Genomic DNA, 13,081 nt, shown 5'->3' on the forward strand with positions numbered 1-13,081 from the left:
ACAGCAGTGTGCGTGAAGCGCCCGCGTCGCGCAATCGGGATTCCGCCGGGCCGAACGGTGTGCAGGCGATATGCCAGACTTTGTCCCCATGGCAGATTCCGCGTCGCTGACCCGGGCCGAAGTGGCCGACATGATCGACCACACCCTGCTGGCGCCGGAGGCGACCGCCGAGCAGGTGGAAGAACTGGTACGCGAGGCCCGCGAACTCGGCGTGTACGCCATCTGCGTGTCGCCGTCGATGCTGCCGGTGCGCGCGCCGGGGCTGGTGGTGGCCACGGTGGCCGGATTCCCGTCCGGCAAACATCATTCGCTGGTCAAGGGGGCGGAAGCGCGGCTCGCCGTCGATCAGGGCGCGGCCGAGGTGGATATGGTCATCGACGTCGGCGCCGCCGTCGCCGGCGACTACAGCGCGGTGCTCGCCGATATCGTGACCGTCCGAGAGGCGATCGGCGACCGGGCGCTGCTGAAGGTCATCATCGAATCGGCCGCGCTGCCGGACGAGGCGATCGTGCAGGTCTGCCGGGCGGCCGAGCAGGCGGGCGCCGATTTCGTGAAGACCTCCACCGGATTTCATCCCGCGGGCGGCGCCGACGTGCACGCGGTCGAGCTGATGGCCGAGACCGTCGGCGGCAGGCTCGGGATCAAGGCCAGCGGTGGCATCCGCACCGCCGAGGCCGCCGCCGCGCTCATCGCGGCGGGCGCCACCCGGCTCGGATTGTCCAAATCCCGTGCGGTACTGGAGGGATTCGCGGCCTGAACTCGGGCCGGTGCGGTGTCGTCGGGCACGCCGGGCGCTCAGCAGGAGGAGCTGCCTTCGCTGCTCGCCGGCAGCTCGGTGCGGCCGCCGGCCAGCTGCACATGGATGCCGTCATCGGTGACCTGCAAGCCCGTCGGCTTCATCTCGAACGGGTACATCTGCAAGCTCTCCGACAGCAGATCGGCGATGCCCTGCACCAGATCGGTCGGCAGTCCGATGCCGAGCACGTGCGCGGATTCGACGTCGACCTGCACGGCGCCGTTGATCACCTGCGGCTGGACCTGCACCTGAGCGAGGCCGCCGAGGACCTCCATGGTCAGCTTGCCCTCGGCCGCCGAAGAGCTGACATTGCTCACCAACCCGCCGAGAGTCTTGGCGATGCCGTCGTTGCTCCAGGTGACGTCGGCGGTGGAGCGGCCGATCGCGGCGCCCCCGCGACCGTTGTCGGTGACCTCGATGTCACGGAAGGTCGCCTGCACCTGCATGCCGACCGCCGGGCCGAACTTCACGTCGTCGCTGTTGACGTTCACCTCGGGCAACTTGCCGTCGACCCAGGTGACCAGCATCGGCTTGGCACCGAATCCGACGTCGATCTTGGAGCCCATCTCTTTCTCGAACTGGCTGCTCACGCAGCTCGAGACCGCGTGCCGCGCGTAGGCCTCGCCGCCGACCAGCACGGTCGCCAGCAGCACGGCCACCGCGACGAGGGCGATCACCAGGGTGCGGCGACTGACCGTCAGGGTGGAGCGGATCTTCGTGGGCATGGACCAGATTCTTCCCGACGTTTCTGTGTCGGCTCTGAGGGTGCGGTGAGGGATGTCTCTTGACGTCCTCCCCGGCCTGAAGGGCGGGGATTCCTACCAGCGCCGTCGGCGCTCTCGGTGGGTTCCTGTTTCACAGAGTCGTGCTCCCCACTCACGCGGGGAGGCTGACCGTCTCTCCGCAGGCGTTTCGTCTCTCCGCCCGTCCGGCGGCGAGGATGTTGATGGCAGCGTTCAGATCCCGATCGTGGATCACCCCGCACGGGCACGCCCAGGTGCGCACCCGGAGCGGTTTCGGTCCATCGACCCGGCCGCACGTCGAGCAAATCTGGGACGACGGGAACCAGCGGTTGATCTTCACGACCGTGCGTCCGTACCGGGTGGCTTTCTCCTCTATCAGGCGTAGGAACAACCCCCAGCCGGCATCGTAGACCGACTTCGCGAGGCGGGTCCGGGCCAGCCCGGAAACGCACAAGTCCTCGACGTAGACCGCTTGGTTCTCGCGGATCACTGTCGTGGCCTGTTTGTGTGCGAAGTCCAGCCGCGCGTCCCGCACCCGTGCATGCGCCCGGGCGACCTTCACCCGAGCCTTGGCCCGGTTCTTCGAGCCTTTTTCCTTTCGGGACAGATTCTGCTGCGCCTTTCGGAGCCGGCGTTCGGCCTGCCGGAAGAACTTCGGAGACAGGATTGTCTTGCCGTTCGACAACACCGCGAATGTGGCCAGCCCGAGGTCGATACCCACTTCGGTGTCGACCTGGGGCATTGGCTCTGGGTCTACCTCGATGACGAAGCTAGCGAAGTACCGGCCTGCCGCGTCCTTGATAACCGTCACCGACGACGGCGGGGCCGGCAGCTCCCTCGACCACCTCACCGCCACGTCGCCGATCTTCGGCAGCCGAAGTTTCCCGCCCGGCGTCACCGCGAAGCGGGCGTTGCGGGTGAACCGGATCGTTTGCCGGTTGTCGCGGCGCGACCGGAACCTGGGCGTGCCGAGTCGCGGGCCTTGACGTTTTCCGGTGACCGACGCGAAGAAGTTGCGGTAAGCGGTGTTCGCGTCGGCGAGCGCCTGCTGCAACACCACCGACGACACCTCACCCAGCCACGCTCGTTCGGGCGTGGCCTTTGCTGCCGTGAGGACTTTCGACAGCTCCCCATCTTTCGGGAGCGGCACGCCGGCAAGTCGGGCTGCCTCCCGTGCTGCGACAGCGTCGTTGAACACGACCCGAGCGCACCCGAACGCCCGCGCCAGTGCCACCCGGTGGCCCGGCGTGGGGTTGAGGCGGTACCGGTAACGGAGCTGCACCCACCGATTGTGACATGAGCCACAGGTTTGCCACGTACTCTGGTTCCCATGGCCGGTGAAGCGGCGCGGTTCAGCCCGGGTTTCCTTCCGGATCCTCTCGCGCCCTCGAGTGCCGATTCCGGGCGGGGTTGGCGGGTGCTGTGCCGGCTGGCCAGCCGTCACGCCGGCTTCTTCACCACCAGTCAGGTGTTGCGCACCGGTTGCGCCGATCGGATTCGCGCCTGCCTCGGCAACGGTTCGGTGACCAGAACCGGCGTCGGAATGCTGCGGATGGCCAACTGGCCGGACGGCCCGCTCGACGAATGCGCCATGTGGGCGGCCTGGTTCGACGGCGCGGTGGCCGTCTCCCATCAGAGTGCCGCCGACCTGCACGGAATCGGCCGGCTGCACCCGACCTACCTGCACCTGTCCGCAGCCGCCGGACGACCACCGGTCACCCAGCGGGTGGTGGTACAGCGCAGGCGACTACCGAGCGCCGATCTCGAATCCGCAGGCCCCTTCCTGGTCACCACCCCCGTCCGTACGGTGCTCGATCTCGCCGAATCCGATATCGCCCAATCCGCCCTCGACGAGGTGGTCGCCGACGCGCTGGCCATCCACCGCTGCGACGCCACCGAAATCCGCATGGCTGGTGAGACTTTGGGTACCTGGGCGTCGGTACGCGTGCGCCGGGCGCTGGCCGCCGGTTAGGAACGCCGACCGACGCGCCCCCGAGCTCCTGCGAACGTTTCGATACGGTTTTCGATAACGTCGAAGTCGAGACTGGTGGTAGGGGAATATGCAGGTAGACCCAGTAACTCTGGCTGATGCGGTCGCCGGACAGGAAGTCCCGCAGATTCGGTCTACGAAATGACCTCGGTTACAAGCTCCGAGGCGCCGTTGGGTGGGGGCGGGGCAGGTCTCCGAATCCTTGGATCGACTGTCATCGGATTGCTCACCGCCTTTTCGGGAGCTGTGCTTCTCGGTCGGTCCTGGAGCGCTTGCGACGTCGGCGAAAATTCCGGAAATACGTTTACTTTGCTATTTTTGTATGCGCCCCTATTATTCTTGGCTGCTGGTGCATGGTGGTATTTCGTGAACGCATTCGCTGCGCGGCGGAGCAATATAGTGGCGGCACGATTTGTGCTGGCGCCGATAGTGGGTTTGCTCGGCGTACTGGCGATCGTCTGGATTGTCTTTGCCTGGCGTCATAATCCGGGCGGCGACTATCCAGTGACAGTCTGCGGGCCAGACAATGTACCCCCGTGGTGGCCGGGGTGGATCCCGGTGTGAGTGCCTGTTCGGGTCAACAGTGCTCAAAATATGAGAGCCCAGCGCATAGTGAAGGTTAGGGCAAGTGTTGCCGAGCCGGCGATCTCAGCCGACGGTGCAGCCACGCCCCTCCGGGCCGTGGTCGACGCGCGCTCACGCAGCGACCAGTGAAACGGGAGCCTTGGACAACGTCTGCCCACGGCTCCCGCTCTGACGACTCAGCGGTCGAACTTGCCGTCCGCTACTCCGGCGGTGAATGCGTCCCACTCACCCGGACCGAACACCAGCGCGCCGCCGGTGGGGTTCTTGGAGTCGCGGACACCTACCAAGCCTCCGTCGACGAAGGCGACTTCTACGCACTCTTTGGAGGCGTCGCTATGGCGGCTCTTGAACCACCGGGCGCCGGATAGATCAAGGTTCATGCTAGAAACTCCTTCGCTACCTGCCGGAGCAGAGCCCTGCTGTCCACTTCGTCCAAGGCTGCGTCCCGAATTGCCTTATGCGCCAGATGGTACCGGGTCACGTCCTGAGGTTTCTCCAAATACAGGTCACCGACGTAGCCGGGGATGTAGACGACGGAGGGCTCGGCCGGGGCTCCGGTCGCGTCGTTGCCGAAGCTCAGGATGATGAATTGGCCGGTGCTTACCGCCGTGGTCGGAGCACCTGCGGCAAAGGGAAGCACACAGACGGTGACGTTGGGTCGAGTACTCATGTCGGCCAAGTGCTTCAACTGCACGGCGGAGATCTTGGGACTGCCGATGACGCGGCGCAGAACGGATTCGTGCAGCACGACATCGACCTCGAGTGGCCGCCGCTTGCGGGTGACGATCATCTGCCGGTACTGCCGCATCTGCACGCGGCGTTCATGTTCGGCCGCGGTCTTATCGGGATACCCATCCCGCACGACCGCACGTGTGTAATCCGCAGTCTGCAAGATTCCCGGCACCAACTCCACGTGGTACGAGATGAACTTCTGCGCAGCAGATTCCAGCCCCATGTACACGTCGAAGTTTTCGGGGATCAGATCCCCGAACTCATGCCACCAACTCTTCTCGCTGGTCTGCCGCGCCAGCCCGGTGAAGGCGGCGACGAGGTGTTCGGGCACTCCATACAGCTCGCAGGCCGCTTCGACGTGGGGCCTATGTTGACTCTGCCGTTCTGTCCGTGCTCGAGCCGGTACAAGCTGGTGGCACCGATGCCGAGTAGGTCTGCCGCCTGCTTCAGGCTGAGCCCGGCGCGGGTGCGCCAGTCCGTGAGATAACTGCCCAGTCGGCGGCGCGGCAAAGTGGTGTCCTGCATCTGTTCCTCCCCATCGAGGGCGGGCCGGTCGACCCGCAAACGGGTAGAGCAATGGCACTGCCGCGGGAGGAATCCTGGGCTTTTGCATCATCCGGGCATTTCGGCCCGGTACCAACCATCCCATTTCCGCGACAGATGATTCGCTGTTGCACGCAGATACCGCTCGAGACCCCCGAGCACCACGATAGCACTATCGAATCAGTTGTAAGTCATTCGCAGACAACGAGATTGGAGCCCACCAGGAATATTCCATCCGAAATATTTAAGTGCAGAAACCCAGTATGTGCGTGCCACCGGAGTGGTCTGCGGGCTCAGATGCGAACGGCTACCGGCTCATACAGGTGCAGCGGCGCCACCACTTCCCACGGCACCGATAGCACGTTGTCGCGCATTCTCCTGCGGTACTCCCGCACTGGGAAACCCTGGTCGCGCAACAGGTTTGCGGCCGCGTGCCAGCGCACACGTGGACCGAACGGCGCCAGCGGCGCCGCGTGGGACCAGGCCCGGTCGGCGGCGGCGAGGAGTGCGTGTACGCCTTCACCGGGGATGTTGCGGTGGATCAGCGCCTTCGGGAGACGTTCGGCGATATCGGAGGGGCGGTCGACGGTGAACGGGTCCCAGGCCAGTGTCAGCGATAGCGGTCCGGTGTGGTCGAGCAGGACCCAGGCGCTGCGGCGGCCGAGTTCGTCGCAGGTGCCGTCGATGAGCAGGCCGCCGGGGGCAAGGCCGGACAGGATGGTCGACCAGGCGTCGGGGACGGCCGCTTCCGGGTATTGGCGCAGCACGTTGAACGCGCGCACGAGGACCGGGCGCAGGCCGGCGAGTTCGAAACCACCGCGCGCGAAGCTGACGCCGTCGCGGCCCGGCACCACCCGATCCGGGTCGATTTCCAGCCCGACCACGCGCACGTCCGGGCGCACCGTGCGCAGCCGGGCGGCCAGTTCGAAGGTGGTCCACGGGCTCGCGCCGTAGCCGAGGTCGACCACGAGCGGATCGGCGGCGGCGTGCAGACGGGTGGTGACCAGGTCGTCGTTGATCAGCCAGCGGTCGCTGCGACGTAACCGGTTGACGCCGGTGGTGCCGCGAGTGATCGTGCCTATCGGATTCAGCTGGTGGGGTTTTGTTCTTCCAGCCACTGCTGGGTCACCTCGGCCTCGGCACGGAACAGGTCGACGAGGTTCACCAGCATCAGCTGCTCCAGGCGCGGACCGACCATCGGGATGAACACCTTCGCCTCGGAGGAGATGCGCATGGCGCAGCCGATCTCGGTGGGGAACAGCCGCATCGTTCCGGTGAGGCTGCCGGGGCCCGCCGGGATGGACGCGGAGTATTTGCCCTCCACCTCGGGACCGAACGGGCCGTAGCTCTCCTTACGGGTGATCACCATGTCCTTGCGGATCACCGTCTGCGCGATCTCGGGCAGGGTGTCGCGCGGGAGGATGTGGTGCAGCACCACCTCGATGCCGTCGTCGTTGGACTCGAGGCTGATCACTTCGTTGGGGGAGTACTTGCGCATCTCCTCCATCCGGGCCTCCCAGTAATCCCGGTTCGACAGCGCCGCGTACAGCTCTTTGGTGGTGTGCAGCGGGTAGCGGGCGGAGTAGTCCAGTCGGCGAGCCATGGGCGGTTACGTTACCGGGACCGGTTGTCACGGCATCGCCGGGCAGCGGAAGAAGTGACCGGGCACAAACCGGTCCCCGGCGACGCCGTGGGCGTCACAACGCGTCAGCTCTCGGAGATCCAGGCGTTGGTGAACTCGGTCTCCTCGGCCAGCAGCTCGGTGAGGCGTTCGGCGATGGCGGCCTCGATCTTGCCGCCGAACAGCGGAACCTTCACCTCGATGCTGCCGTCGATCACGGCGGTGGAGCCCGCGCCGGCGTCGCTGAGGGTGATGGTGCCGCGGACCTCGGCCGGCGCGCCCTCGACGCGGGCCTCGAAGGTGGCGGAGTTGCCGGTCCAGCTCTCGATCCGGGGAATGATCAGGTCACCCGGGCGCACGGCGGTGATGGCGGAGGGCAGCAGTTCGGCGGCGATGGCCTGCACCATCTCGACGCGCACCTGATCGCCCTCGACGGTGACCGACTCCAGCCGGGCATTCGGCCCGCCGACGGCCGCGATCCGGTCCGTCCAGTACTGCTTGTCGGCGACGGCGGCGCGCACGGCGGCAGCCGGATGGGTGTAGCTGGCCGTATACGCCAGGGGTGTAGCCATGGACGGACACGCTACCGTCTGGCTGTGCGAACTTCACGGTTGGTGTCCTCGGAACACGTGCGTGACCTGCTGTCGGGGACCGGTGCGACGGTCCGCGACGAGGTGCGGCTGGCGGAACTGACGACGCTGCGGGTGGGCGGTCCGGCCATCGTCGCCGAATGCGCGAGCACCGACGCCCTGGTCGCGACGGTCCGTGCCCTCGACGGCGCGGGTATCCCGCTGCTGCTGCTCGCCGGTGGCTCCAACCTGCTCATCGGCGATGCCGGCTTCGACGGTGTGGTGGTGCGGGTGGGCAATACCGCTGTCACCTTCGGCGCCGACGGTGTGCTCGCGGAGGCGGGCGCGAACTGGGACGCGGTGGTCGCGGCCACCGTCGACGCCGGGTTCGGCGGTCTGGAATGCCTGTCCGGAATCCCGGGGTCGGCCGGGGCGACGCCGGTGCAGAACGTGGGCGCCTACGGCGTCGAGGTCGATCGGCTGCTGCGCCGGGTCCGGCTGCTCGACCGCGGCACCGGCGATATCCGCTGGGCCGAACCGGCCGAACTCGGGTTCGGATATCGCACCAGCGTGCTCAAGCACAGTGACCGGGCGGTGGTGCTCGCGGTCGAGTTCGCGCTCGATATGAGCGGGCACAGCGCCCCGCTGCGGTACGGCGAACTCGCCCGCGTGCTCGGCGCCGGCGACGGCGAAACACGGCCCGCCGGGCAGGTCAGGGAGGCCGTGCTGAAGCTGCGCGCGGGCAAGGGGATGGTGCTCGACCCGGCCGATCACGACACCTGGAGCGCGGGGTCGTTCTTCACCAATCCAGTGGTGCCGCAGGAGCGGGCCGAGCAGGTGCTGGCCGCGATCCGCGCGCATGTCGGCGACGTCGCGATTCCGACCTATCCCGCACCGGACGGAGTGAAGCTGTCGGCGGGTTGGCTGATCGAGCGGGCAGGCTTCGGGAAGGGGTTCCCGGGGCCGGAGGCCGCCGCCCGGCTGTCGACCAAGCACACGCTGGCATTGACCAATCGCGGCCGGGCGACGGCGGCCGATCTGGCCGCGCTGGCGCGCACGGTCAGGGACGGGGTTGCCGATCGATTCGGCATCGGGCTGGTTCCCGAGCCGGTCACCGTGGGGATCACGCTGTAGAACTCACCCCGATCGAGTTGCTGCGCGATTGCTGTGGCCCCGGCGATGTGCTATCGGCAAACATCGCCCCCGACGTGGCCGAACACACACCGCTACGCGCCCGATTCGACCAGAGGATGGGCCGACCACCGATTAGCCGGGCGTAGATTCGAAGGGGTGAGCAACCGACCAGACACGTTCCGGCCGGCTGCCGCTGTGGCGGGTGTGCTGCTCGCGGTGGTGGCGCTGATCGCCGGATGCACCATCGACCGGGGCGAAGGCTCCGGCCCGGCGTCGGACGAACCGATCGCCTCGGTCACCATCACGCCCGGCGACGACGCCGCCGACGTCAACCCGACCGCACCGGTCTCGGTGACCGTCGAGAACGGCACCATCAACCAGATCGCGCTGACCAACGCCAACGGCAGGCAGGTCACCGGTGAGATGTCGCCGGACAAGCGCAGCTACCGCACCACCGAGCCGCTCGGCTACGACTCCTCCTACACCTGGACCGGCACCGCTATCGGCACCGACGGCAAGCCAGTCCCGATCGACGGCACTTTCAGCACGCTCGCGCCGAAGGCCACCGTCCCGGCCACCCTGAATATCGGCGACGGTCAGGAAGTCGGCATCGCCGCCCCGATCATCGTCCAGTTCAAGGCGCCGGTGCAGAACAAGGCCGCGGTGGAGAAGGCGCTCACCGTCACCACGAATCCGCCCACCGAGGGCGCGTGGGCCTGGTTCCCCGACGACAACGGCGGCTCGCGGCTGCACTGGCGGCCCAAGGAGTACTGGACCCCCGGCACCAGCGTGCACGTGGCGGCCATGCTCTACGGGCTCGACCTCGGCAACGGCAATTACGGCGACTCCGATATCACCTCCGATTTCACCATCGGCCGCGCCCAGATCGTCAAGGCGAACGCGCCGAGCCACCGCATGCAGGTGGTGCGCGACGGTGCGGTCATCTTCGATTTCCCGGTGAGCTACGGCGAGGGCAATGAGGCGCGCAACGTCACCCGCTCGGGCATTCATGTGGTGACCGAGAAGTACGAAGACTTCATGATGTCGAATCCGCCGTACTACGAGAACGTGCGCGAACGGTGGGCGGTGCGGATCTCCAACAACGGCGAGTTCATCCACGCCAATCCGGAATCGCTATCGGCGCAGGGCGCGGCGAATGTCACCAACGGGTGCATCAATCTCTCGCCCGCCGACGCCGAGGCCTATTTCGCGACGGCGTTGTACGGCGATCCGGTCGAGGTCACCGGCACCAGGATCGAACTGTCGGCGGCCGACGGCGATCTCTACGACTGGACCATCGACTGGGAAACGTGGACATCGATGTCGGCGTTGAACGGCAAGCCTGCCACCACTATCTCCGCGACTCCGGTCCCGCCGCAGCCGGCGGGTGGACGCTGAGCCCGGTATCGACCGACGCGCCGAGATTCCGAGCACCGTCGACGCCGAGATCGCGAATCTGCGAATCCTAAGGCGTGTCGGAGGATTCGTCGATCAGATGCTCGAACGCGCGCAGATTCTTCAACGATTCGCCCCGCGATACCCGCCACTTCCATTCCTTGCGGATGGATTCGGCGAACCCCAGTTCGAGCAGGGTGTTGAAATCGAAGTCGACGGCCTCGAGCACCTGGCCGAAGATGCGGTCGAGTTCGTCGGGGTCGACCGCATGGTTGGAGATCCGGCCCACCAGGTAGATGTCGCCCACCCGGTCCAGGGTGTAGGCCACGCCGTAGAGCTTGCGGTTGCGGCGCAACAGGTACTTGTAGACGCCTTCGAAGTTCTCGTCGGGTTTGCGGCAGACGAACGATTCGATGCGCACACCGTGCTTGCCGACGGTGAGCATGAGCGTGGTCTTCAGCTTGCGCTCGCCGGGCAGCACCACGACGAAGGTGTCTTCGGCGGGACGGGTGTATTCGATCTCGCGGTCGGCCAGCGTCGCGTCGATCACGTCGGCGACGGCGGCCGCCTCGGGTACCTGGCTCATCGGCGTGCTCCTGTCCGGCGCCGCCACAGCGCCCGCGATCTGGCCTGACTGTCGCCGAGGATAGTCGTGCGGGCCGAGAGAGCGGCGAGGCCGGCGCGGTCGTCGGCGTAGCGGGACAGCGCCGCCGAATAGCTCGCCAGCAGCCCGTCGGCGGTGTGCGCCCAGGAGAAACCCGCGGCGTGCTCGACCGCGCGGGCGCCCATCAGTTCCAGCCGGGCCGGCGCGTCGAGCAAGGTGGTCAGGGCATCGGCCCAATCGTCGGTGCGATGTCCGGGCACCAGCAAGCCGGTGCGCCCGTCGTCGACGGCGGTGCCGAGCCCGCCCACATCGGCGGCCAGCACCGGAGTTCCGCTGGCCTGCGCTTCCAGCGCGACCAGGCCGAAGGATTCGTTGTAGCTGGGCACGGCGACCAGATCGGCGGCGCGGTAGATCTGTACCAGCCGGTCCGAGGATTGCGGCGGCAAGAACGTCACCCGATCGGCGATGCCGAGTTCGGCGGCCAGTTCGATGAGCGCGTCCGGGCGTTTCAGGCCGCTGCCCGACGGGCCGCCGACGATCAGCACCCGCAGCTTGCGATGCGGTTCGCGGCGTAATACCTCCGCCGCGGCTCGCACCAGCACATCGGGCGCCTTCAACGGCTGGATCCGGCCGATGAACGCGACCACCTGCTCGTCGCGGGGCAGGCCGAACTCCGCGCGCGCGGCGCCCTTGTCGCCGGGCCGGTAGCGGCTCAGATCCGCGCCGGGCGGCACCACGTCGATCCGGGTGGGGTCGGCGCCGTACAGCTCGACCAGCTGGCGCGCCTCCTCACCGGTATTGGCCACCATCCGGTCGGCCTCCGCGATCACCTGCTTCTCGCCGATCTCGCGGGTCGCCGGCTCCGGGCAGTCGCCTTCGGCCAGCGCTGCGTTCTTCACCGCGGCGAGGGTGTGCGCGGTGTGGATCAGCGGCACCCGCCAGCGGTCTCTGGCCAGCCAGCCGACCTGGCCGGACAGCCAGTAATGCGAATGCACCAGGTCGTAATGGCCGGGCAGATGCCTGGCCTCCTGGCGCAGCACCTCGGCGGTGAACGGGCAGAGTTGCGTGGGCAGATCGTGTTTGTCCAGGCCCTCGAAGGGGCCCGCCACCACATTGCGCACCAGCACACCCGGCGCGGCTTCCTGCACCGGGGGAACATTCGAGGAGGTGGCCCGGGTGAAGATCTCCACCTCGGTGCCACGCCGGGCCAGCTCGATGGCGGTCTGCAGCACGTAGACGTTCATGCCGCCCGCATCGCCGGTGCCCGGTTGCGCGAGTGGTGAGGTATGCACCGACAACACGGCGATCCGACGGGGCCGTGGTTCCGGGCGTTGACTCACACTGTCCATACTGCATCGTGTAACGCCGCGTTCAGGTGCCCGCTTCCCGTCGAGTGACAGCCATCACAGGCCGACTGTGAGCCCGCTCACGGCCGCGTTTCGGGGCGCACCGCTCAGGTGCCGCGTGTCCGTTCGAGCGTGCCGGTTCACAGCTCGTCGATGAACTCGCTGACCTCGGTGACGAAGCGTTCGCGGTCCTCGATGAACAGCCCGTGCTGGGCGTCCGCCCAGAACGAGGTGCGCGATTTCGGGGCCAGCTCGGCGATATAGCGGCCGTTGTCGATCGGGACAACGGGATCGGCGGTGCCGTGCAGCACCAGCACCGGAATGTCGAGGTTGCGCAGGGTCTCGGAGTTGTCCACGGTGCGGTAGAACAGCGCCTTGCGCACGAACGGCGGAGTCGAGAGGCTGGCGCCGAACAGGCGCTGTGCGTCGACGCCCTTGTCGGCGCCCGGTCCGGTATTGGAGTTGCCGAACGCCGCGAAACCTCGCATGGCCCGGCCCGCGCTTTCCTCGAACACCGATGGAATCGCGGTCTGCATGGCCGGGCCGACCGCCGCACCCGGGACGTCGGGGCCGATATTGGCCAGCGAGCCGCTGAAGATCACGCCGGCGATCGCGCCGGTGCCGTAGGCGGTCAGGTAGTCGCTGATGGCGATGCCGCCATAGGACCAGCCGAGCAGCACCGCGCCGGACTCGATGGATTCGGCGGACAGCACCGCGGCCAGGTCGGCGGCCCAGTTCTTCGGGTCGTCGTAGCCGGCCCGCGGTGCCCCCGAATAGCCGTGCCCGCGCAGGTCGACCGCGATGACGCGGTACCGCTCGGCGAGATCGTCGGCGGCCCGGCCCCAGCACCGCAGGTTCGCCGACCATCCGTGCAGCAGCACCAGCGGTGTGCCCTCGGCTGGCCCGCTGACCCGGTAGACGATGCTGGTTCCGTCCGCGCTGACGACTTCCCGAATACCCATGGCGTCAGGCTAGCGGCTCGCCGGACGCGGCGGCTCCGCCGAGCGCGCGATCGGCGTCCGG

The 13,081-nt window shown here is 67.5% G+C and carries 15 protein-coding genes; 4 read left to right on the forward strand and 11 right to left on the reverse strand.

The window, feature by feature from the left end:
- Positions 1 to 88 precede the first annotated feature (88 nt).
- Entirely contained in the window at positions 89 to 757 is a 669-nt protein-coding gene (deoC, locus tag AC5W7N_RS07540; protein ID WP_163810258.1) for a deoxyribose-phosphate aldolase, read from the forward strand.
- Between the two features lie 38 nt (positions 758 to 795).
- Here the strand turns inward: deoC and AC5W7N_RS07545 are convergent, their stop codons facing one another.
- Both AC5W7N_RS07545 and AC5W7N_RS07550 read right to left on the reverse strand, forming a co-directional pair.
- A complete protein-coding gene (locus AC5W7N_RS07545) occupies positions 796 to 1,521 on the reverse strand; it encodes an LmeA family phospholipid-binding protein (protein ID WP_163810260.1) in 726 nt (241 codons plus the stop codon).
- Between the two features lie 151 nt (positions 1,522 to 1,672).
- Complete coding sequence (locus AC5W7N_RS07550) at positions 1,673 to 2,821, reverse strand: RNA-guided endonuclease InsQ/TnpB family protein (RefSeq protein WP_495923442.1); 1,149 nt, start codon at positions 2,819 to 2,821, stop codon at positions 1,673 to 1,675.
- Positions 2,822 to 2,869: 48 nt separating this feature from the next.
- On the opposite strand from AC5W7N_RS07550, the gene AC5W7N_RS07555 reads away from it, so the two are divergent.
- Positions 2,870 to 3,511 carry a type IV toxin-antitoxin system AbiEi family antitoxin gene (locus tag AC5W7N_RS07555; RefSeq protein ID WP_228815166.1) on the forward strand — a complete coding sequence of 214 codons (642 nt, stop codon included), beginning with the start codon at positions 2,870 to 2,872 and terminating at the stop codon, positions 3,509 to 3,511.
- Between the two features lie 779 nt (positions 3,512 to 4,290).
- Here AC5W7N_RS07555 and AC5W7N_RS07560 read toward each other — a convergent pair.
- The 6 genes from AC5W7N_RS07560 to AC5W7N_RS07585 form a co-directional block, all read right to left on the reverse strand.
- Positions 4,291 to 4,494, reverse strand: coding sequence for a DUF397 domain-containing protein (locus AC5W7N_RS07560; RefSeq protein WP_194989275.1), 204 nt, complete (start codon positions 4,492 to 4,494; stop codon positions 4,291 to 4,293).
- Complete coding sequence (locus AC5W7N_RS07565) at positions 4,491 to 5,177, reverse strand: DUF5753 domain-containing protein (RefSeq protein WP_495923443.1); 687 nt, start codon at positions 5,175 to 5,177, stop codon at positions 4,491 to 4,493. The genes AC5W7N_RS07560 and AC5W7N_RS07565 overlap by 4 nt, the downstream gene beginning before the upstream one ends.
- Positions 5,093 to 5,371, reverse strand: coding sequence for a helix-turn-helix domain-containing protein (locus AC5W7N_RS07570; RefSeq protein ID WP_495923444.1), 279 nt, complete (start codon positions 5,369 to 5,371; stop codon positions 5,093 to 5,095). The genes AC5W7N_RS07565 and AC5W7N_RS07570 overlap by 85 nt, the downstream gene beginning before the upstream one ends.
- 311 nt (positions 5,372 to 5,682) lie before the next feature.
- The gene (locus tag AC5W7N_RS07575; RefSeq protein WP_195020129.1) at positions 5,683 to 6,507 is read right to left on the reverse strand and encodes a class I SAM-dependent methyltransferase; all 825 of its coding nucleotides are present in this window, start codon (positions 6,505 to 6,507) and stop codon (positions 5,683 to 5,685) included.
- A complete protein-coding gene (locus tag AC5W7N_RS07580) occupies positions 6,477 to 6,992 on the reverse strand; it encodes a DUF2505 domain-containing protein (protein WP_195020128.1) in 516 nt (171 codons plus the stop codon). Before AC5W7N_RS07580 ends, AC5W7N_RS07575 begins: the two co-directional genes overlap by 31 nt.
- Positions 6,993 to 7,096: 104 nt before the next feature.
- Positions 7,097 to 7,582, reverse strand: a complete 486-nt coding sequence (locus tag AC5W7N_RS07585) for a DUF2505 domain-containing protein (protein ID WP_163810249.1) — start codon at positions 7,580 to 7,582, stop codon at positions 7,097 to 7,099.
- A gap of 39 nt (positions 7,583 to 7,621) precedes the next feature.
- Between AC5W7N_RS07585 and AC5W7N_RS07590 the strand changes: the two genes are divergently transcribed.
- On the forward strand, positions 7,622 to 8,713 hold the full coding sequence (locus tag AC5W7N_RS07590; RefSeq protein WP_194989290.1) for a UDP-N-acetylmuramate dehydrogenase: 1,092 nt from the start codon (positions 7,622 to 7,624) through the stop codon (positions 8,711 to 8,713).
- Positions 8,714 to 8,869: 156 nt separating this feature from the next.
- The gene (locus tag AC5W7N_RS07595) at positions 8,870 to 10,111 is read left to right on the forward strand and encodes a L,D-transpeptidase (protein WP_280498678.1); all 1,242 of its coding nucleotides are present in this window, start codon (positions 8,870 to 8,872) and stop codon (positions 10,109 to 10,111) included.
- Between the two features lie 67 nt (positions 10,112 to 10,178).
- On the opposite strand, the gene AC5W7N_RS07600 is transcribed toward AC5W7N_RS07595, so the two are convergent.
- From AC5W7N_RS07600 to AC5W7N_RS07610, 3 genes are all read right to left on the reverse strand, one after another.
- Complete coding sequence (locus AC5W7N_RS07600) at positions 10,179 to 10,694, reverse strand: type III secretion system chaperone family protein (protein WP_014353195.1); 516 nt, start codon at positions 10,692 to 10,694, stop codon at positions 10,179 to 10,181.
- Entirely contained in the window at positions 10,691 to 12,061 is a 1,371-nt protein-coding gene (mshA, locus tag AC5W7N_RS07605) for a D-inositol-3-phosphate glycosyltransferase (protein ID WP_195020127.1), read from the reverse strand. Before mshA ends, AC5W7N_RS07600 begins: the two co-directional genes overlap by 4 nt.
- A 137-nt stretch (positions 12,062 to 12,198) precedes the next feature.
- Positions 12,199 to 13,020, reverse strand: coding sequence for an alpha/beta fold hydrolase (locus AC5W7N_RS07610; protein WP_163810245.1), 822 nt, complete (start codon positions 13,018 to 13,020; stop codon positions 12,199 to 12,201).
- Positions 13,021 to 13,081: the final 61 nt, after the last annotated feature.

The sequence above is a fragment of the Nocardia sp. CDC519 genome, from assembly GCF_059509835.1.

Excerpts from the sequence above, each read along its gene's own strand:
- deoC (WP_163810258.1), top strand. The coding sequence starts at position 89 with ATGGCAGATTCCGCGTCGCTGACCCGGGCCGAAGTGGCCGACATGATC.
- AC5W7N_RS07545 (WP_163810260.1), bottom strand. The coding sequence starts at position 1,521 with ATGCCCACGAAGATCCGCTCCACCCTGACGGTCAGTCGCCGCACCCTG.
- AC5W7N_RS07555 (WP_228815166.1), top strand. The coding sequence starts at position 2,870 with ATGGCCGGTGAAGCGGCGCGGTTCAGCCCGGGTTTCCTTCCGGATCCT.
- AC5W7N_RS07560 (WP_194989275.1), bottom strand. The coding sequence starts at position 4,494 with ATGAACCTTGATCTATCCGGCGCCCGGTGGTTCAAGAGCCGCCATAGC.
- AC5W7N_RS07570 (WP_495923444.1), bottom strand. The coding sequence starts at position 5,371 with ATGCAGGACACCACTTTGCCGCGCCGCCGACTGGGCAGTTATCTCACG.
- AC5W7N_RS07580 (WP_195020128.1), bottom strand. The coding sequence starts at position 6,992 with ATGGCTCGCCGACTGGACTACTCCGCCCGCTACCCGCTGCACACCACC.
- AC5W7N_RS07585 (WP_163810249.1), bottom strand. The coding sequence starts at position 7,582 with ATGGCTACACCCCTGGCGTATACGGCCAGCTACACCCATCCGGCTGCC.
- AC5W7N_RS07600 (WP_014353195.1), bottom strand. The coding sequence starts at position 10,694 with ATGAGCCAGGTACCCGAGGCGGCCGCCGTCGCCGACGTGATCGACGCG.
- mshA (WP_195020127.1), bottom strand. The coding sequence starts at position 12,061 with ATGGACAGTGTGAGTCAACGCCCGGAACCACGGCCCCGTCGGATCGCC.
- AC5W7N_RS07610 (WP_163810245.1), bottom strand. The coding sequence starts at position 13,020 with ATGGGTATTCGGGAAGTCGTCAGCGCGGACGGAACCAGCATCGTCTAC.